The following is a 19725-nucleotide window of genomic DNA, read 5'->3' on the forward strand; positions in this document are numbered from 1 at the left end:
TTAAACTAAAGCAAGCTAACCCTGCGCAACCACACCAACTTAATGTCAGGCAAGAAAAAATCTGCCCACCGCAAAATGCTTATATTGATAGTGCATACCTCAGCTAACAATAATTGACACCTGACGCACGCACATAACAAAAAACCCCAATGATTTTCATCAATTGGGGTTTGCTGTGTCTTACAACACCAGAACTAGGTTTTACGCTTTTTCTACTGGCGCTAAAACGTCTCTGTCACGTGCTACTAATTTTTCTTTAATACGTGCTGATTTACCTGAACGCTCACGTAGGTAGTACAGTTTCGCACGACGTACATCACCGCGACGCTTCAATTCGATTGAAGCGATCAATGGTGAGTAAGTTTGGAATGTACGCTCAACACCTTCACCTGAAGAGATTTTACGCACGATGAATGATGAGTTCAAACCACGGTTACGCTTAGCAATAACAACGCCTTCGTATGACTGCACACGTTTACGTGTACCTTCAACTACGTTTACGCCAACTACTACTGTGTCGCCTGGTGCAAAGTCAGGGATTGTTTTGTTTAGGCGGGCAATTTCTTCCTGCTCTAACATTTTAATAATATCTGCCATCTTCTTTATCTCTTCAGGTTGCCCGTCGGAGTTCCTTTTAATTGTGAAGAAACTTGTTCCTGCTACTAATCTTCTTGTAGCAGCCGTGTTTCCTCTTTCGTCAACGGCCTTGCGGCCAATAAATCGGGACGTTGATCCCGGGTTCTGTGCAATGACATTTTCAAACGCCACTGCTTAATCTTGGCATGATTACCAGACATCAACACCGCTGGTACTTTCACACCGTTATATTCTTCTGGTCTTGTGTAGTGCGGGCAATCTAACAAACCATCTACAAATGAGTCTTCAATCGCAGAATCACTATCACCCAATGCACCTGGCAGCTGGCGGATAATCGCATCCATCAACGCCATCGCAGGCAGCTCGCCGCCACTTAACACATAATCACCAATTGATATTTCTTCATCCACCTCAGCATCAATCAGACGCTGATCGACACCTTCGTATCGACTGGCAAGCAATACCAAGCCTTGCTTCTTGCTTAACTCCATGACCTTTTGATGGGTCAGCGGTTTACCTGCAGGAGATAAATGCACCACCCAGCTATCGGCTTGCTCTACGGTTTGCGCGGCCTTAGCTGCGCCAATCGCTTGCTCAAGAGGCTGCACCAGCATCACCATGCCAGGACCACCACCATATGGCCTATCATCCACAGTCTTATGATTGTCACTAGTGAAATCACGCGGATTCCAGAAGCCAACCTCATAAATACCCTGCTGCATCGCCCTGCTGGTAATGCCATGCTTAGTGATGGCATCAAACATCTCAGGAAACAGGGTCACTATGTCAAATTTAAACGCCATGATTCAATTTGTATGGGTTGATTTTAACCAAGACTAAAAGTCTTCGTCCCAATCAACTAACATGGTTTTAGCGTCCAAATCAACCGCCAATACAACGTCTGCAACAAACGGCAACAGGCGCTCTTGCGGCTTACCTTTCCCTGCATCTGCCGGCGCTACATCAGTCTTAACTACATTATCCGGTTTAACCACTAGCACATCATTTGCACCGGTTTCAAACACTTCAGTAATTAAGCCAAAATCAACACCCTGACTGTTGGTAACACGCAAACCGACTAAGTCTGACCAGTAATATTCATTCTCGTCAGGCTCTGGCAACTGCGCTCTAGGCACAGCAATTTGTTTACCTTTGCAAGCAAACGCAGCGTCACGGTCATCAATCCCTTCTAACTTCACAACAATCACATCGTTATGAATTTTAGCGGTTTCTACCACCATTTCGCGCCAGTCGTCACCTTTACCTAGCCACCAAGTGTCATAATCAAACAGACCATCAATCGCTTCTGTGTCCGGCACTACTTTGAGCCAACCATAAACGCCGTAGGGCGCAACAATGCGCCCCATTACCACCATGTTATTCACAGCCATTTTAATTGCTTAGGTAAATTACCTAAGCTTTTTAAATTAAGCGTCAGCAGCTGGTGTTTCAGCAGCCGCAGCTTCGGCAGCTTTAGCTGCAGCAGCAGCCTCTGCGGCTTGAGCGTCAGCTTCTGCCTTAGCAGCGTCAGCAGCTGCTTTTAATTTTGCAGCTTCTTCAGCAGCAGCTTTAGCTTTAGCAGCTTCAACTTTAGCAGCATCTTTTGCTTTAGCAGCGATAGCAGCTTCTGGGCCTTTAGCGTGGAATTTAACCAAACGTGCAACTGTCTCTGACAATTGTGCGCCGTTATTTTGCCAGTGAGTAACACGAGCTAAATCAATACGTAAACCTTCAGCATTTGCGCTAGCTGATGGATTATAAAAACCAACACGCTCAATAAAGCGGCCATCACGACGATTGCGTGAATCAGCTACAACCACGTTGTAGAAAGGAGTTTTTTTCGCGCCACCACGAGCTAAACGAATAATAACCATAATCTTTGTTCTCTTTTGAAAAATTTAAAGCAGAAAGGCGCGGATTTTACGTTATTTATGCACCACTTGGCAAGCTATTTATCGATATTTCTTATCTACCAATCGATTTATATAAAAATCGCCTGCCTACCAAGTTTACAAATGCATTTTATAACGAGTAGGGTCCGCTAACCCTGCGGCTAAAAAGCCATCGCGCCGCAAGCGGCACGAGTCACACAAACCACAAGCCTCACCTTCACTATCAGCCTGATAGCATGAAACCGTCATGGCATAATCGACACCCAATTCAGTGCCTAGCGTTACGATTTGCGCCTTGGTCATATCAATCAATGGCGCATGAATCGTAATAGTTTTTCCCTCCACTGCACTTTTAGTGGCGAGGTTGGCCATCGCCTGAAACGCCTTCACATACTCACCGCGGCAATCAGGATAGCCAGAATAATCTAAAGCATTCACGCCAATAAAAATATCCTGAGCCTGTAATACTTCAGCCCAGGCTAACGCTAGCGACAACATGATCGTATTGCGTGCTGGTACATAGGTAATGGGAATGCCTTCGGTTGCACTTTCCGGCACGGCGATGGCATCGTCAGTGAGCGCAGAGCCGCCAAATAGCGACAAATCTAGCTGTGCCGTTTTATGTGCAGCTGCGCCCATCACCTTCGCTACATTTTTAGCGGCGTGCAACTCTGCAATATGTCGCTGGTGGTAATCCAAACTCAGGCAATAACACTCAAAACCCTGACTACGTGCATAGGCAAGTACAGTGGCGGAATCCAGCCCGCCAGAGAGGAGTACAACTGCGTTCTTCGTCATTTTCCAGGCACCTCGCCCCATAAAATCTTGTGTAACTGCAATTGCATGCGCACCGGCAACTTATCTGCCAGCACCCAATCCGCCAAATCTGCAGGCGCCAGCTGACTGTAGACCGGTGAAAACAGTACCGAGCACTTTGCTGTGAGATGTTCTTTCACCAGCAAATCCCTTGCCCATTCATAATCTGCACGGCTACACAGCACAAACTTTACTTCATCAGCTTTTTTAAGATGGGCTAAGTTACCCCATACATTGTTCTTTAGCTCGCCAGAGTCTGGTGTTTTGATATCTAAAATGACCGATACACGGGCATCTACTGGGCTAATGTCAATGGCGCCACCCGTCTCCAACGAAACGCTATAACCCTGATCACACAAAGCTTTGAGCAACACATGGCAATCCTTTTGTGCAAGTGGCTCGCCGCCAGTCACAGTGACATATGGTGTGCCGAACTCCGCAACTTTAGCGAGGATGTCATCAATTTCCATATTACTGCCACCGCTAAATGCATAGGCAGTATCGCAATATACGCAGCGCATTGGACAGCCAGTCAGACGCACAAATACCGTAGGCAGCCCTACACGTGAGGACTCGCCTTGCAGCGAATAAAAAATTTCATGGATTTTAAGTTTCATCTAATACTTTGCACATCAACAATGAATCACGCAAAAAAATAGCGCCAATAATGAATGGGCGCTATTTTAACTTAAAAGCTTTATTTACCTAAATATAGGCAAATAAACAACTTTCTGAATTGCTTATCTAATCGCCTCTAGTGCTTTTAGGCGCTTCTGCGCAGTTGGCGTCAGCTCACTATTTGGGAATTTGGCGATTAAATCACGCAATGTTTTTTTAGCACCCGGCACTAAACCTAGTTGAATCTGACTATTGGCCATATTAAACATCGCATCAGGCACCTTAGGACTATCCGCATAAGTATCAATCAGCTTTTGCTGTGTAGCGACGGACGACTTATAGTTCTTTAACGCAAATTGCGAGTAACCTAAACCGTACATCGCATCAGCTGCCTGCGCACTGTTAGGATAGTCTTTTAAAAACTTGTCATACTCTTTAAAAGCCTCTTTATGCTTAGACTCTTTTGATAGGCCATTGGCTAATTCCAACAGCTGGTATTCTTGTGTATTTTTCTCAGCCACCGCTGGCACAGGTGCCACAGCTTCAGCAACTGGAGCTGCCTCTAACTTACGTAAGCGCTCATCGATATCGGTATATAAATCTTTTTGGCGTTGAAGTGCGGTTTCAGCTTTATGATTAGCGACTTCCAGCTCGCCTTTCAATCTTGCATTCTCTTGCTTCAATGCATCTAGTTGCGATTGCATATCAGCCAAACCATTTCTTGTGACAGCATCTCGCTGCTCATTTGATTGCTTTAAATCACGGATCGCAGATTGCGTAGCCTGATTCTGAGTTTGCAAGTTCTTCTCAACTTCCAGTATTTTCTTTCGTGCCTCATCGTCATCGAACAATGCCGAATGGCCGCTAATAGAAAATAATTGCGTTGCTAAAAACACGCTAGACAGAATCAGGTTTTTCATCATTTTTTAAACGTAATACCTAAAAAATTAATCGTTTTCGTAAACTACATCTACGCGACGGTTTTGTTGGTTGCAAGCTTCATCTGCACAATTTGCTGTTGCTTTTTCTTCACCCAAGCTTACTGTTTCGATTTGCTTATCTTGCACGCCTAACAAGTTCAATGATTTTTTAACTGCTACTGCACGGCGTTGACCCAATGAAACGTTGTACTCACGTGTACCGCGCTCATCCGTATTACCTTGCAATACTACTTTAGCGTTGCTGTTAGCTAGCAAGTATTTAGCGTGCGCTTCCACTAGTGGACGGAACTCCGCTTTTACTGCGTCGCTATCAAAGTCAAAGTAGATGTTTCTTTTTGACAAGATATTGTTTGGATCTTTCAATGGGTTGTTACCATTGTTAGCATTGCTATCAATCACTACTTCTTTAACGCCAGAAGTGTCTGCTGAACCGTTAGCAGATGATTGTGTTGATGCACCTGCTGGACTTTTATCTTGTACGCCAGCTGGTTTATCTGTCATTGGTGTGCTTTTACAAGCTGACAATAATGCTGCTAACACTAATGCACCCAATACTTTTTTATTAAACATTCCCTTATTCATTACACTCTCCTTTAGTAAAAACAAATCTATCTATTACATACTACTAATTCAGTAACGGGCCCCAAGCTGGCTCACGGATATCTCCGCCAGACTCGCTCAGACGCTGCTTCACGCGACCATCTGCAGACACGGCAGCAAGTGCACCACGACCCGCAGTTCTGGTCGCATAAAGCAGCACACGGCCATTAGGCGCAAAGCTAGGTGACTCATCCTGATTACCTTCGCTTAGAATCTGCACTTGCCCAGTTGCTAAATTTTGTAATGCGACGCGATATCTTCCACCGTCATTACGAATCATCGCCAATGACTTACCATCCGGTGAAAAACGCGGGCTTAAATTGTAAGGGCCATCAAACGTAACGCGCTGTGCGTCACCACCGATAGATGACACTTTGTAAATTTGCGGACTGCCGCCTCGATCAGAGCTGAAATAAACCCATTTAGCATCCGGTGACCACACTGGCTCAGTATCAATCGCATTGCTTTTGGTCAGTTGCCTCAAGCCACTGCCATCAGCGTTAATTAAATAAAGCTGTGAATTTGCAGCATGCGTTAATACGATAGCAAGTTTACTACCATCTGGCGACCATGCAGGTGCACTATTATTGCCTTTGAAGCTGGCTAAGGTAATGCGTTGCCCAGTCATCAAAGACTGCACAAAGATAATAGGCTTTTTCTTCTCAAATGAAACGTAAGCGATTTTAGTGCCATCTGGTGACCATGCCGGAGAAATAATCGGCTCATTAGATGACACTACCGTTTGTGGGTTAACCCCGTCAGCATCAGCCACTTGCAGCGCATAGCGTCCTTTAGATTTATTAATGTAAGCAATACGGCTAGCAAATATCGCCGACTCACCAGTTAGCTTCTGGTAAATCACGTCCGCAATCTTATGCGCTGTCATCCGCAATTGACTAGGCGTGATGTTGTAGTCCATATCGGCCAACTGGGTTTGCTTGAGTACATCACCCAACTGGAAACTTACCTTAAGGCGGTTACCAGGCAATGCCTCAATTTTACCTACGGCAATGGCCTGCGCCTGCAAGCTAGCCCAATCACTATACTTCACTTGTGACATCGCACTAGGCTTGCTCGCGACACCAGCAGTTTCTAACACACGAAACATGCCGCTACGGCGCAAGTCAGCACTGATGATATTAGCGATATTTTCTTGGTTCTTAACTGCATCCTGATTAAACGGCACAATGGCGATAGGCAACTGCTGCGCATTACCACCACTGATTTCAATTTCCAAGGCGGCATGGCTTACTGAAGTCATCATTGCAGATACGGCGACTGTGCAAACAAACAACACAGTCTGAAATAAACTAGGCATTTTTTTCATATAGCGTATGGTCAGTAAGGTCTTAAAAAGTTCATGAAATTTTACTGCAATCTGCAATAGATGCCAGCGCATTTACACTTGCTTACATTTCAGCCATACAGCACTTAGTCTTTGCTGGGGTGGAACGTCAGCTTTAATGTCCTGAACTGTGGAAATAAAGTTTTATCTTCAGGTAGCGGCAAAGGCTCGGAGGCACGGATCGCGCGCTCGACAGCATCATCGCAACCAGCAATACCGCTAGACTTGGTAAGCTTAGGCGCTGCACCCAACTCACCAGTAGGCAAGAGAGCGATTTCAAACTTCACTTCTGGGTTGCCATCACCGCATAGGGATTTATTCACGTTATTGCGGATTTTAGTTTGTATCTTGGCCTTAAACTCATCCACTACACCGGCTTTGGCCGCGCTGACTTTAGGCTCGGCTGATGTACCAGAATCACTCAGGCTTTCTTGTTGTAGCTTTTTCAGAGCATCATTGACTGGCGGCTTCTTAGGCTTTTCCACCGGCTCTTGCAATAGCTGCTTTTGTAGCTCCGCTAGCTGATCAGTTTTTTTGACCGGCTTCACTGGCTCTTTTGGCGGCTCTTTAATTGGTTCTTTCTTAATCGGCTTTTTAGGCGCCTCATGTTTAATCGCAATTTCCGGCTCTGGCTTAGGTTCTAGCTTGGGCTCAACCACTGGCTCAGGTTTTGGCTCCAGCTTCGCTTCTGGCTTAGGGGGTTCTTTGACCACAGGCACTGGCGGTGTCACTTCAGGCTTGGGCACGTTAACGGCGGGCAGACTATCCCATAACTCAACCTCGGCAATACTGACAGGGTGAGTCGTTTTCCAGTTAAATGAGACCAACAAAGCACCCAGTAATATGGCATGCACAGTGATAGAGAGCACACCGGCTTTGAATGAGTCTGGATTTTCGCGCTGACGTAACATAGTGTAATTAAGAGCTAACCGCACACCTTAAGCCGGTTTTAGCAGCAAACCAACTTTATTGACATGGTTAGTTTTAAGCAGATCCATAATACCAATCACATCTTCGTATTTAACGTTTTTATCCGCAGCAATCACCACAGAACGTTCCGGAGATTTTGTAAGCGTAGCCTGTACTGCCACCAACAACTCATCACGCTGCATGGCTTTACTATCTAGCTCTATACTGCCATTTTTTTTCACAGTCACTACCACTGGTGGCAATTTAGGCTGACTGAGCGCTTGCCCGGCTCCCGGCAATTCAACAATACCAGGATTGGTCATGGGTGCGGTAACCATAAAAATAACCAACAACACCAAGGTCACATCGATGTACGGCACGACGTTGATTTGATTCATCATCCGGCGTTTACGTGTTCTGCTCATCACGCAACTCCTGTTGAAATTAGTTTAAAAGTAACCATCAAACGCGCCGCCATTTAAGACTTGCGCTGCAAAATATTCGTAAACTCTTCCATAAAGCTTTCGTAGCGCACGGAGAGTCTATCCACAGAACTGGCAAAACGATTATAAGCAATCACAGCTGGAATCGCTGCGAACAGGCCGATCGCTGTGGCTACTAATGCCTCAGCAATACCGGGCGCCACTTGGGTGAGAGTTGCCTGCCCAACACTGGATAAGCCTCTAAACGCATTCATAATGCCCCACACAGTACCAAACAAGCCAATATACGGGCTGACAGAACCTACTGACGCAAGGAAAGGTAAGTGTGCATCAAGCTCATCCATCTCACGGTTGTAAGCGGCACGCATCGCACGGCGTGCGCCTTCCATTACATCGGATACATCCATACGTGTCTGCTGCTTGTGGCGCGCGTACTCTTTAAAACCTGCTTCAAAAATACTTGCCATGCCTTGCGGTTTACGGCGATGAGAGGTGATGCTATCGTACAGTTTATTAAGATCGCCACCGCTCCAGAACGTATCTTCAAAATCTTCAGCATCCCGCTCTGCGCGTTTGACGGTGGCTACTTTGATAAAAATATACCACCAAGAAAATAAAGAGGTGATAATCAAAATAAGCATCACCAACTGCACTGGTAAACTTGCACCTGCCACTAGGCTGAAAAAAGACATATCACTACTAGCGTTCATAACTTCTCCACTTTTTATCTACCGCTCTTTTGATCTAATAGCTGTTAAGCAATGTGCTTATAGGCATTGCTGAGAGGCTGTTGCCATGATTTTAATCTATTAACCACGCCAAACTGCACGCCGTTAACAACGTTAATTAAGCATCGCTTGTTTAATTTGTGCTGGAATCCCTAGAGGCTTGAAGGTTGCGGCATTCACAAAAGCCGCTTTCACATGCGCGTTAATCAACAACTCGCCATTACGCGTAATCGTTTGCGCCAATTCGATACTACCGTGTCCAATTTTAACGATATCACAATGGATTTCAAGCACATCATTAAAATATGCAGGTTTCTTAAAGCTAATAGACAGACTATGTACCACGATAATCACCCCATGGCTGTCTTTCAGTTCGGTCTGCTCAAAACCTAAAGCGCGCAACCACTCAGTACGCGCACGCTCCATAAAGTTCAAATAATTAGAATGGTAAACCACGCCACCAGCATCGGTGTCTTCATAATACACCCGCACTGGCCAAGTAAATTTAGCTAGAGGCATCACGGCTCCTGCCACGACTCGCCACTGGCAATCGCGCCCGGTACTGGCAAACCAAAGTGCTGGTATGACTGGCTGGTGGCAACCCTGCCGCGTGGTGTGCGCATCAAGAAGCCTTGTTGAATTAAATACGGCTCGAGCACATCTTCAATCGTATCGCGCTCTTCGCCGATCGCAGCAGCTAAGTTATCTAAACCCACAGGCCCACCGCCGAACTTCTCCAACACCGCGAGCAGCAGCTTTCTATCCATCACATCAAAACCAAGCTTATCCACATCAAGCATTTTCAATGCAGCATCGGCAATATTGGCACTGACTTTGCCATCTGCTTTAACTTGGGCATAGTCACGCACACGGCGCAATAAGCGGTTAGCAATACGCGGGGTGCCGCGGGAGCGCTTGGCAATCTCCAGAGCGCCAGTATCGACCATTTCCACATCTAACAAACCAGCCGAGCGCTGCACAATACGACCCAGTTCATCTGAGGTATAAAACTCTAGCCGGGAAACAATGCCGAAGCGATCTCGTAGCGGATTGGTCAGCATGCCAGCACGTGTAGTGGCGCCCACCAAGGTAAATGGTGGCAAATCCAGACGTACACTACGGGCAGCCGGCCCTTCACCAATCATGATATCCAGGCGGTAATCCTCCATCGCGGGATATAGAATTTCTTCCACCACTGGGGACAGTCTGTGTATTTCATCAATAAACAACACATCATTTGGCTCTAAATTAGTCAGCAACGCAGCCAAGTCACCCGCTCGCTCCAACACAGGCCCCGAGGTTTGGCGCATATTGACGCCCATTTCTTTAGCAATAATATGCGCCAACGTGGTTTTACCCAAGCCAGGCGGACCAAACAGCAACACATGATCCAGCGCCTCACCACGACCACGCGCAGCATTGATAAATATCTCTAGTTGTGCCCGGGCTTTTTCTTGACCAATATACTCATCCAGCACTTTGGGGCGGAGTGCACGTTCTAGCGCATCCTCCTGCGGGCTCACGACATCCGGAGCGATTAAACGATCAGTTTCTATCATACAACTTCATCTGCTCTCTTATTTTGCAAAACTACCCAATGTGAAACCAGTGTAAATCCAACCGCTAACAGGGTTGGCCCTAAAAAAATACCGATAAAACCAAACATCAGAATGCCACCTAATACGCCCAGCACAACCAGTAACAAGGGCAAATGTGATGAGTGACTAATCAAAATGGGTTTAACAACATTATCTACCATGCTAATCACTAGCAACCCGTAAACCAACAGGAAGATTGCCCACCCTTGATCGCCATGATTAAACAGCCACAATGAGGCTCCGCCCCATACCAATGGCGGACCGACTGGAATCACCGATAAGAAAAATGTAGCCAGCGCTAATAATAACGGCGCAGGCGCACCCGCCAGCCAAAAGCCAAACAGTCCGACACTGGCTTGTGCCAGCGCAGTACCAAACACGCCCAGCATCACACCCTTCACCGTATTACATGACAAGACCAGCATTTCCTGCCCCAGTTCGCCACCCAAGCGCTGTACTATGGCCGTTATCGCGGCTGCCAGCTTTGTGCCATCGCGATAAAAGAAAAATGCAACGAATACCACGAGCACTAACTGCACAAACCCACCCATGACGACCTGCACGACCTTCAACAAAAACTCACGAATCGGATCTGCATACTGGTTAAGCAGATGCATTAATTCTTCATGGCTCACAACGACACGCTGCCAAGATTCAGCTAAGGGAGTGCCAACAATTGGTAGGTTCTTTAGCCATGATGGCGCAACTGGCTGCACACTTTGCAACACAGCCTGTGCCTCATCTAGCAACAACGTAGCAGAGTCTGCAAGATTCATTGCCAAATAGGCCATGGGCAGAATCATTGCAAACAGCAAGAGCAGCGTCATGGTGACGGCAGCGAGCATATCGCGTTTACCGAGCAGCTCCCATATGCGCTGGTATAGCGGCCAAGTAAACACACAAATGATGGCAGCAAACAGCATTGCGGCCATAAATGGATACAACACAAAAACACAGCCTACTATCAGTAGCGATATCGTGGTGATACGGGCGATTTGGTTAGTGTTAATCATGCAGAGCCCTCAAATTGTGGGTGGCCTACCTATTAAAGCCACACGCCACTACATCATACTGCATCCTACTTTGAAAGTAATTTTAATGCTTGCTTAATGCCGTCTGTCACACTGATTTCTTTATCTAGCAATTTCACAGCAGCAACCGCCTCGCGCTCGTTGTAGCCAAGCGCCAACAAGGCATTCAGCACATCGCTGGTGGCAGATTTAGGCTGGTGCTCGTTCATGGCAGCTACACCATCAATCGTGAACTTATCTTTTAACTCTAACAATAAACGTTCTGCTGTTTTTTTACCGACACCAGGCACGCGCGTTAGCATGCTGGGCTCTTGCAAGGCCACCGCTTGCACCAAATCATCAATGGACAATCCGCTTAAAATAGATAACGCTGATTTAGCGCCAATGCCATTAACTTTTAGCAATTGTCGAAATGTGGCACGCTCTTGACTGGTACCAAAGCCATATAACAGTTGCGCATCCTCGCGCACCACAAAGTGGGTGAGCATGACGACCTTATCGCCGATAGCAGGCAGGTTATAAAATGTGCTCATTGGCACTTCGCACTCGTAACCCACCCCATTACAATCAATCAACACCAATGGAGGCGTTTTTTCTAATAAGGTACCGCTTAATCGACCAATCATCTGGCATTCCATTACAAAATAATAACGAACAATAACGCATGGCTACGTATCCCAGCAAGCGTAGATTTAAGCATACTAGTCAGCATCTTAAAACCAAGCCCGCACACAGCCAATATCTACTGACTACACAGCGTAAATAGGGAGAAATGAAACGAGAAAAATGAACCAGATAGTCGCGAGGGCGACAGCCCAACCAAGTGATTATCCAAACGAGTAATCAGCCAACCAGGCGCCCGCCTCGCACACGGAAACCGGCAGTTGCCATCAACCCCAACCCTTGACCACCATGCGCATGGCAAATGGCACAGGCCAGCGCATCTGCAGAGTCTGGCTTGGGCGCAGCAGGTAGCTTGAGCAATCGCTTCACCATTTCCTGCACCTGCTCTTTTTGCGCATGCCCATTACCAACAACCGCCTGCTTCACCTGCAGCGCAGTATATTCGGCAACACTCAAATTGCGGATAACGGCAGCACTGATGGCAGCACCACGCGCCTGCCCAAGCAGCAAAGTCGACTGCGGGTTAACGTTCACAAATACTTTTTCAATCGCTACCTGATTAGGCTGGTAAGTATCGATCACCTCAAACAAGCCATCTAAGATGATTTTGAGGCGAGCAGGCAACTCTTCACGTTCAGGGTCACCCTCGACCTTGCTTTTTTTGCCACTGGCGGTTTTGATAGTACCACTGGCAACGTAGGTGATTTTCTCACCTACTTTTTCAATCACGCCAAAGCCTGTTAACCGCAGACCCGGGTCAATGCCGAGAATTCGTGTAACACTCACAGCATGCCCTTAGTGGGTTTAGTCATGCAGACTTATTCTTCAATCACGGCAGATGTATAAACATCCTGCACGTCATCTAAGTCTTCCAACGCGTCCAGAATTTTTTGCATTTTTACGGCATCGTCACCGGTAAAGATCACCTCAGCATCAGGCTTCATGGTGACCTCACCCATCACAGCCTTGAGGCCTGCTGCTTCCAGCGCTTCTTTAACCGCCACAAAATCAGCTGGCGGTGTAATCACCTCAATACTGCCATCATCGTTAGTCAGCACATCCTCTGCGCCAGCTTCCAGTGCGACTTCCATTACTTTATCTTCTGAGGTACCTGGCTCATACACCAAGCTACCACAGTGTTTAAACATAAAAGCCACAGATCCATCGGTACCCAGATTGCCACCGTGCTTGCTCAATGCATGACGTACATCCATCACCGCACGCTGCTTATTGTCGGTTAAGCAATCAATAATGATAGCCGCACCGTTGATGCCATAGCCTTCGTAGCGGATTTCTTCGTAGCTGACGCCTTCTAACTCACCCGTACCTTTTTTAATCGCACGTGTAATGTTATCCGACGGCATGTTTTCTTCTTTTGCCAAAGCAACGGCCGCACGTAAACGTGGGTTCATATTAGGATCACCGCCACCCAAACGAGCTGACACTGTGATTTCTTTGATGATTTTAGTAAAAATCTTACCGCGCTTTGCGTCTTGGCGACCTTTGCGGTGTTGAATATTTGCCCATTTACTATGACCTGCCATGTTTAGATCCTAATTTCCAACTAAATAAGGCGAATTTTATCACATGCGTTTACCCAAATTACAGGCTTTTAAATGAGGGGGCTTAGGGAAATGTCTTAGGTCAATAGTATCTAAGCACTAAATGCTTAGATACTACTCACTCACGTTTACTCTTGTCCGATTGCCGGGTCAACAGGGGCGTGCTTTTTAATGCTGACGAAAGAGATAATCACTAAGGATAACGCGATCAATACCATGCCAATCAACTCCATACGATTAGGCACTTCATTTAACTGTATCCATGCCGCCAGCACGCCAATCACAGGTGCCAGCATAGATGCCATACTGGCTACACCCGCAGGCAAAATCTGCAAAGCATACAGCCATAACAACCAAGCCAGCGCACCGCTCAGAAACACATTGAACAATACGGATCCGATAAAATAACCAGTCCATTGAATCGGCTGTGCCGGTACGACAAAGGCAATCGCCAGCATAGGCACAGAGCCTAGCAACATCGGCCAAGCTGTCAGGTTTAATAAATCCAGATGCGGGCTGCGCTGATGTAGCTTTTTAGAAATAATGGCAGACAGCGCCCAAGACACCCCTGAAATAATAGCCAGAAACATACTGAAACCATCGGCTTTGATATGTAACGGATCAAAAATCAGCAACATGCCAAACACGGCAGAGATTACAGCCAACCACTGCCAACCTTGCACTTTTTCGCCCAGCATCGGCCAAGCAAACAGCATCACCCAAAACGGCATAGTGTAAGTGAGCACCGCCGTTTTACCTGCGCCACCCTCCACCAACGCCCAAATCAATAAGCCAGTAAAACCTACCGTTTGCAGTAAACCCAATACCAACATGGTAGGGAACTCTTTAAGGCCCAACGGGCGCTTGGTGGCATAGATGACAACAAAAAGCACGACCGCACCAAAGAACACACGCAAGGCAGCAAACTGAAACGGGCCTGCATATTGCAGCGCGCTTTTCATCACCACCCAGTTGTAGCCCCAAATAATGGTGAGTACGATTAGCGCAACAAATGCGCTAATGATTTTTTTTGTACTATTTTCCATCTGTTTTCTATGCCTTAATCAATTTGCTTGCACAAACTGCTTAGTTCCAAATATGCGTAACTGCTTTCCATGTGCCATCCGCTTGTTTACGATAAACCAAATGCACGTTGCCACCAAAAGTTTGTTTTTCGCCTTGTGCATTCAACATTGCACCGGCCCAGTTACCACGTTGATAAGCCAAATTGCCATCTTCTACGGCATCGGCCAAAGTGAGTTGATGCTCAATGACACCCGCATCAATCAGCCCAGCAAAAAACGTTTGGATTGCAGCAGCGCCTACCACAGGCTCGCCTGCTGGCGCTGGCATCACCACCGCACTGTCAGCATACAGTGCGCCAATCGCGGCAGCATTTTTGGTGTTGAACGCATGGTCAAAGCTTTGGTTGATTGCACTAATTTGTTGTTGGATATTACTCATGTGATCTCCTAATTTCTTGAAAATAATTTACTTCTGCTTGGTTAGTTCCGGAATGCCTAAATTGATTAAATCCAGCATCTGGTGCATCTGCTCACGCTGCGCTTCACTAAGGCCTTTCATGCACAACCTCAAGCGCTGGTAGTAATCAGGCATGACTGCATCCAGCTTTGCTTGCCCCGCCTCGGTGAGGTGAATCGAGACACTACGCCTATCACTTTTGGTAAACACCCGCTCGACTAAGCCACTCTGCTCCAAACCATCAATCAAACCAGTCATGGTTGCGCGTGTAACACCAGCTTTATCTGCCAGCACAGATGGTGTTGATGCTTGAGTCTCCTCACGCATCAACAAAATCAGCACCCACCAGCGTCCTTGCAATAAGCCATGTTTACTCAAGCAAGCGTCCAACGCGATAGATAAATCGGTTGCCACCCGCATTAAATGCAAAAAGCTCGACACTGCCGTGATATCCGCATCAGGATATCGTTCAGCAAACTTATGGAGCACACCAGTTGTAGGTAAGTCTTTTAGTTCTAGCATAATTAGGTACATTATAGTTAGCTAGCTAACTATGTCAAGGGGATATTAATCCTAAATAAAGATATGGACTGACAGCCGTAACTACTTCTAACAATAAACGAAGTATAAAAAATCTGGTGAACCCAAAAACCACTATGCAAGCACTCTCACAATAACGCCTATATATAAGCCTTAGCAGACAACAGCAACCGATCATCAATGACTTGATAACAGTCAATCAGATTGATCTGTAAGTTTTTCATTTAAACTAGCGCTACTGAAAACTTAGCAATTACGCTGTAAAATGCAATGCGAGTAAGTTATTTTTAGAAATAGTTTTTCGACTTTTACCGGTTTAATAAGGAACATAATGAAACGCTTTTTGATGTTATTAATGGTTGCTATCACTTGTGTCAGTTTTATGTCTTCAATAGCAGAAGCAAAACGTTTTGGCGGAGGCAGCAGCTTTGGCAAAAGCAGACCTGCACCGACAAAACAATCACAAAGGGCACCAGAATCTACACCTAAACCTGCACAGTCTGGAGCGAGTAAATGGCTAGGTCCATTAGCCGGTTTGGCAGTTGGCGCCGCACTTGCGAGCATGTTTGCTGGCTCGGGGATGGGTGATGCCATGGGTTCTATATTAATGGCACTTGCAGCTGCTGCCGCCATCATGTTCTTAATCGCAAGATTCAAAAAATCGCAGCAGCCAACCATGCAATATGCAGGGAACAGTGGCGCATACAACGCGCCTAGCCCTAACATCGAGCAAGCACTTAGCAGTGGCGGCACACCAAGAAGCAGCCATCAAATTCCGCATGACTTTCCGGTAGATAGCTTTTTGAGAAGCGCCAAAGCGTCTTTTATACGCTTACAGGCAGCCAACGATAGAAAAGACATTAACGACGTGCGCGAATATACAACCCCTGAAGTATTTGCAGAAATCTCTATGCAAATGCAAGAACGAGGCAGTGATGTGCAGACTACTGAAATTGTTGCGATTAACGCAGAGTTATTAGAAGTAGCAAATGAAGATACATACGTAATCGCCAGCGTCCGCTTTACGGGCCAAATGCGTGAGAACAATGGCCCACTGGAAAGCATAGATGAGGTGTGGCATATACAGAAAGACACGACCAATAGCCAAGAAAAATGGCTGCTAGCCGGGATTCAACAACTAAATTAGGCTTAACGCGAGCTTGATTGTCAATTGCAAGAATCAGCGGGCAGTGGCTATGGCAAAAGATATTTGCATAGTCACTACCTGCTGTTAGCTAGTAGAACCGCCTTGCGATTGCACTAGAAAAACATTAACATCAAAATATGGGGAATTAGCAGCCTCCCCGTTTCAAGACATTCACGTCCAAGGCCTGCTCAAATCTTATGGCATAATGCCTTAGAGGAGAAGCGATGGACGCTCATCACAACAAAAACCTAAACCCAGCCCCCAACCCAGTACCGTTTGTAGAAGCTGTTTTCTACTGGCTCAAACTTGGCTTTATTAGTTTTGGCGGCCCCGCCGGACAAATCGCCATCATGCACCACGACCTAGTTGAAAATAAACGCTGGATTTCAGAAAAGCGCTTTCTACACGCATTGAATTACTGCATGCTACTGCCAGGCCCGGAAGCGCAGCAATTGGCTACCTACATCGGCTGGCTCATGCACCGCACTTGGGGTGGTATCGTTGCTGGCACCTTATTTTTCCTGCCCTCATTTTTCATTCTAGTAGGTCTCGCCTACATCTATATGGCCTACGGTTCAGTGCCTGCAGTTGCCGGGGCGCTATATGGCATTAAGCCTGCTGTGGTTACGATTGTGATGTTCGCCGCTTATAGAATCGGCCTGCGCACACTTAAAAACAAGCTGATGTGGGGTATTGCAGCTGCGGCTTTTTTAGCTATTTTTATACTTAAACTACCTTTTCCGCTCATTGTGTTAACTGCCGGCCTGATAGGTTACGTAGGCGGTAACCGTTACCCCAATTACTTCAAGCTGGGCGGTGGTCACGGCGCTGCGCAAAAAAGCTACGGTACAGCCCTGATTGATGACGACACACCCACCCCATCACATGCATTATTTAGCTGGCATAGATTATGGCAAGTAGCCATCAGAGGCATAGCACTATGGCTCATTGCCATGGCGGCGCTAATGGCAAACTACGGCTGGCATGGAGCATTTACCCAGATGGGCTGGTTCTTTACCAAAGCGGCTTTACTGACTTTTGGTGGTGCTTATGCGGTCTTACCTTATGTGTATCAAGGCGCAGTTGAACACTACCACTGGCTAACACCTACGCAAATGATTGATGCACTAGCCCTTGGCGAAACTACGCCCGGCCCGCTGATTATGGTGGTGACATTTGTAGGGTTTGTTGGCGGCTGGGTGACGCAGGTGTTTGGTGCAGATGCCCTATTTTCCTCTGCTTTTATCGCCGCAACCATTGTCACCTTTTTTACATTTTTGCCCAGTTTTGTGTTGATTTTATTGGGTGGCCCATTCATCGAGACTACGCATGGCAACCTTAAATTCACAGCACCATTAAGTGCCATTACCGCAGCAGTGGTCGGTGTCATCGTCAATTTAGCACTGTTCTTTGCGTACCATGTATTTTCGCCACAAGGGCTTACAGGCCAAATTGACTGGCTCTCAGTTGCGCTGACCGCTTTAGCGACACTTGCCATATTCAAATACAAAGCCAATGTCATTTTGGTGATTGTAGCTGGCGGCATACTAGGCATGGCTTGGCAGCTACTGGCATAACCACACAAGAAAAACTAATGCACTCCCATCTAAGCTCAAGGGCTAGTACAGCTTATTAAAAAGTGCAAACATCGATTAAAGCAGCCTAGAAATTAACTATAAACTAGAACATTTCAGTTAACACACACCAATCATCAAATTTACAACTCAAGAATAAGTTAGCCAATTGACTTTAAGTCTTTAATATCATTGGTAAAACTAATTATTGGTGTATATTTACTATTTATACAGTATTTTTTGCACAACACTTTTTTGGACGTATTTTTACGCATCACAAGGGAGAGCAGCATGAAAACACTACAACAATTACTAGATGGTAAAAAGTATAAAGAAGTCATTTCAATCGCACCGCACCGCCCTGTATTCGACGCGTTAGTCATCTTAGCTGAATACAAAATTGGCGCTTTAATTGTGCTGGATGGGCAAAACTTAGTCGGTATTTTTTCTGAACGCGATTACGCGCGTGAAGTGATTCTTAAAGGCAGATCATCTAAAACCACCTCAATTAACGAAGTAATGACTAGCAAGGTGTTGACTGCCAACCCCAATGACTCGGTAGAGCACGCATTGTCACTCATGACAGAGCACCGTATCAGACACTTACCTGTAGTGGTGGACGAGAAAGTGGTAGGCGTACTCTCGATAGGCGATTTAGTGAAAGAAACTATTGCATATCAGCAAGAGCTGATTAAGCAGTTGCAAAGCTATATTAAGAGCTAGCTTGCCAATAGTGAGGCAATGGCAACTAAAGTACCGTCGTCATTATTTACCACGCACCATCGCGCCGACCAAGTTTTTGCCTAACCATTTAGATAACACTGTCACTGCCAGCAAATGCAGAACAACCATGCCTTGCAATAAGTAAGATAAAGCTTCGTGCAAATCAACAGGCCAGTCCTCACCCCACAACTCATCCGTGCGACTGAGCCAGCCTGTCAGTGCCAGCAATAAAATCAACGCCCACATTACGTAAACCGCATATTGCCCCAACGGGTTGTGCCCAACATAATCATGCTTCTCTCGCTTTAATAACGATTGAACATGTGACTTAATCGCTTTAACCTCAGGCAAATGCAGCTTTGAAGCCTCTACACGCGCAAAGAACAAACCATTAATTAAGCGTAACAGCACTAACCCAGTGCAGATGTATCCTATCAAGCGGTGCGTGTAACCAGATTCATTAAAGAAATTCACAATCACCCCAGCAGCGACTAGCCAATGGGTTAACCGTACTATCAATGTCCATTTCATCATTATTTTTCTATCGCATTCGCG

General features: G+C 46.3%; 25 protein-coding genes. 3 read left to right on the forward strand and 22 right to left on the reverse strand.

Features of this window, described 5'->3' with window-relative positions; translation table 11 throughout:
• Positions 1 to 201 precede the first annotated feature (201 nt).
• From rplS to C3Y98_RS11435, 21 genes are all read right to left on the reverse strand, one after another.
• The gene (rplS, locus tag C3Y98_RS11335) at positions 202 to 597 is read right to left on the reverse strand and encodes a 50S ribosomal protein L19 (protein ID WP_135278707.1); all 396 of its coding nucleotides are present in this window, start codon (positions 595 to 597) and stop codon (positions 202 to 204) included.
• 65 nt (positions 598 to 662) lie between these two features.
• Positions 663 to 1400 (reverse strand): tRNA (guanosine(37)-N1)-methyltransferase TrmD, encoded by a 738-nt coding sequence (gene trmD, locus C3Y98_RS11340; RefSeq protein ID WP_135278708.1) that lies wholly within the window; start codon positions 1398 to 1400, stop codon positions 663 to 665.
• A gap of 33 nt (positions 1401 to 1433) precedes the next feature.
• Positions 1434 to 1988 (reverse strand): ribosome maturation factor RimM, encoded by a 555-nt coding sequence (gene rimM / locus C3Y98_RS11345; RefSeq protein ID WP_135278709.1) that lies wholly within the window; start codon positions 1986 to 1988, stop codon positions 1434 to 1436.
• Between the two features lie 36 nt (positions 1989 to 2024).
• A complete protein-coding gene (rpsP, locus tag C3Y98_RS11350; RefSeq protein WP_135278710.1) occupies positions 2025 to 2471 on the reverse strand; it encodes a 30S ribosomal protein S16 in 447 nt (148 codons plus the stop codon).
• 135 nt (positions 2472 to 2606) lie between these two features.
• Positions 2607 to 3287 (reverse strand): 7-cyano-7-deazaguanine synthase QueC, encoded by a 681-nt coding sequence (gene queC, locus C3Y98_RS11355; RefSeq protein WP_135278711.1) that lies wholly within the window; start codon positions 3285 to 3287, stop codon positions 2607 to 2609.
• Entirely contained in the window at positions 3284 to 3922 is a 639-nt protein-coding gene (queE, locus tag C3Y98_RS11360) for a 7-carboxy-7-deazaguanine synthase QueE (protein ID WP_135278712.1), read from the reverse strand. Before queE ends, queC begins: the two co-directional genes overlap by 4 nt.
• A 123-nt stretch (positions 3923 to 4045) precedes the next feature.
• The gene (locus tag C3Y98_RS11365) at positions 4046 to 4846 is read right to left on the reverse strand and encodes a YbgF trimerization domain-containing protein (protein WP_135278713.1); all 801 of its coding nucleotides are present in this window, start codon (positions 4844 to 4846) and stop codon (positions 4046 to 4048) included.
• Positions 4847 to 4870: 24 nt separating this feature from the next.
• On the reverse strand, positions 4871 to 5446 hold the full coding sequence (gene pal, locus C3Y98_RS11370) for a peptidoglycan-associated lipoprotein Pal (protein ID WP_135278714.1): 576 nt from the start codon (positions 5444 to 5446) through the stop codon (positions 4871 to 4873).
• A gap of 43 nt (positions 5447 to 5489) precedes the next feature.
• On the reverse strand, positions 5490 to 6791 hold the full coding sequence (gene tolB, locus C3Y98_RS11375) for a Tol-Pal system beta propeller repeat protein TolB (RefSeq protein ID WP_135278822.1): 1302 nt from the start codon (positions 6789 to 6791) through the stop codon (positions 5490 to 5492).
• Between the two features lie 104 nt (positions 6792 to 6895).
• Positions 6896 to 7720, reverse strand: coding sequence for a cell envelope integrity protein TolA (tolA, locus tag C3Y98_RS11380; protein WP_135278715.1), 825 nt, complete (start codon positions 7718 to 7720; stop codon positions 6896 to 6898).
• 27 nt (positions 7721 to 7747) lie between these two features.
• The gene (locus C3Y98_RS11385; protein ID WP_135278716.1) at positions 7748 to 8143 is read right to left on the reverse strand and encodes an ExbD/TolR family protein; all 396 of its coding nucleotides are present in this window, start codon (positions 8141 to 8143) and stop codon (positions 7748 to 7750) included.
• A 53-nt stretch (positions 8144 to 8196) separates the two neighbouring features.
• Positions 8197 to 8871 carry a protein TolQ gene (gene tolQ / locus C3Y98_RS11390; protein ID WP_135278717.1) on the reverse strand — a complete coding sequence of 225 codons (675 nt, stop codon included), beginning with the start codon at positions 8869 to 8871 and terminating at the stop codon, positions 8197 to 8199.
• A 132-nt stretch (positions 8872 to 9003) separates the two neighbouring features.
• Positions 9004 to 9408 carry a tol-pal system-associated acyl-CoA thioesterase gene (gene ybgC, locus C3Y98_RS11395; RefSeq protein WP_135278718.1) on the reverse strand — a complete coding sequence of 135 codons (405 nt, stop codon included), beginning with the start codon at positions 9406 to 9408 and terminating at the stop codon, positions 9004 to 9006.
• Positions 9408 to 10448: a Holliday junction branch migration DNA helicase RuvB gene (gene ruvB, locus C3Y98_RS11400; RefSeq protein WP_135278719.1), complete on the reverse strand. Its 1041-nt coding sequence runs from the start codon at positions 10446 to 10448 to the stop codon at positions 9408 to 9410. Before ruvB ends, ybgC begins: the two co-directional genes overlap by 1 nt.
• Entirely contained in the window at positions 10445 to 11500 is a 1056-nt protein-coding gene (locus C3Y98_RS11405; RefSeq protein ID WP_135278720.1) for an AI-2E family transporter, read from the reverse strand. The genes ruvB and C3Y98_RS11405 overlap by 4 nt, the downstream gene beginning before the upstream one ends.
• Positions 11501 to 11565: 65 nt before the next feature.
• The gene (gene ruvA / locus C3Y98_RS11410; protein WP_135278721.1) at positions 11566 to 12144 is read right to left on the reverse strand and encodes a Holliday junction branch migration protein RuvA; all 579 of its coding nucleotides are present in this window, start codon (positions 12142 to 12144) and stop codon (positions 11566 to 11568) included.
• A 217-nt stretch (positions 12145 to 12361) separates the two neighbouring features.
• On the reverse strand, positions 12362 to 12928 hold the full coding sequence (ruvC, locus tag C3Y98_RS11415) for a crossover junction endodeoxyribonuclease RuvC (RefSeq protein ID WP_135278722.1): 567 nt from the start codon (positions 12926 to 12928) through the stop codon (positions 12362 to 12364).
• 32 nt (positions 12929 to 12960) lie between these two features.
• Complete coding sequence (locus C3Y98_RS11420) at positions 12961 to 13686, reverse strand: YebC/PmpR family DNA-binding transcriptional regulator (protein WP_135278723.1); 726 nt, start codon at positions 13684 to 13686, stop codon at positions 12961 to 12963.
• A gap of 146 nt (positions 13687 to 13832) precedes the next feature.
• Positions 13833 to 14750 carry a DMT family transporter gene (locus tag C3Y98_RS11425; protein ID WP_135278724.1) on the reverse strand — a complete coding sequence of 306 codons (918 nt, stop codon included), beginning with the start codon at positions 14748 to 14750 and terminating at the stop codon, positions 13833 to 13835.
• Positions 14751 to 14790: 40 nt separating this feature from the next.
• A complete protein-coding gene (locus C3Y98_RS11430) occupies positions 14791 to 15168 on the reverse strand; it encodes a YybH family protein (protein ID WP_135278725.1) in 378 nt (125 codons plus the stop codon).
• 27 nt (positions 15169 to 15195) lie between these two features.
• Complete coding sequence (locus tag C3Y98_RS11435; protein ID WP_135278726.1) at positions 15196 to 15708, reverse strand: MarR family winged helix-turn-helix transcriptional regulator; 513 nt, start codon at positions 15706 to 15708, stop codon at positions 15196 to 15198.
• Positions 15709 to 16057: 349 nt separating this feature from the next.
• Here C3Y98_RS11435 and C3Y98_RS11440 point away from each other — a divergent pair, with 349 nt between their 5' ends.
• The 3 genes from C3Y98_RS11440 (at position 16058) to C3Y98_RS11450 (ending at position 19170) form a co-directional block, all read left to right on the forward strand.
• Positions 16058 to 16873 carry a Tim44 domain-containing protein gene (locus C3Y98_RS11440; RefSeq protein ID WP_135278727.1) on the forward strand — a complete coding sequence of 272 codons (816 nt, stop codon included), beginning with the start codon at positions 16058 to 16060 and terminating at the stop codon, positions 16871 to 16873.
• Between the two features lie 224 nt (positions 16874 to 17097).
• Positions 17098 to 18450 (forward strand): chromate efflux transporter, encoded by a 1353-nt coding sequence (chrA, locus tag C3Y98_RS11445; protein WP_135278728.1) that lies wholly within the window; start codon positions 17098 to 17100, stop codon positions 18448 to 18450.
• 288 nt (positions 18451 to 18738) lie between these two features.
• Entirely contained in the window at positions 18739 to 19170 is a 432-nt protein-coding gene (locus C3Y98_RS11450; RefSeq protein ID WP_135278729.1) for a CBS domain-containing protein, read from the forward strand.
• A gap of 42 nt (positions 19171 to 19212) precedes the next feature.
• On the opposite strand, the gene C3Y98_RS11455 is transcribed toward C3Y98_RS11450, so the two are convergent.
• A complete protein-coding gene (locus C3Y98_RS11455) occupies positions 19213 to 19704 on the reverse strand; it encodes a cytochrome b/b6 domain-containing protein (protein WP_135278730.1) in 492 nt (163 codons plus the stop codon).
• Positions 19705 to 19725 lie beyond the last annotated feature (21 nt).

The sequence above is a fragment of the Methylotenera oryzisoli genome, assembly GCF_004661485.1.
GTDB lineage: Bacteria > Pseudomonadota > Gammaproteobacteria > Burkholderiales > Methylophilaceae > Methylotenera > Methylotenera oryzisoli.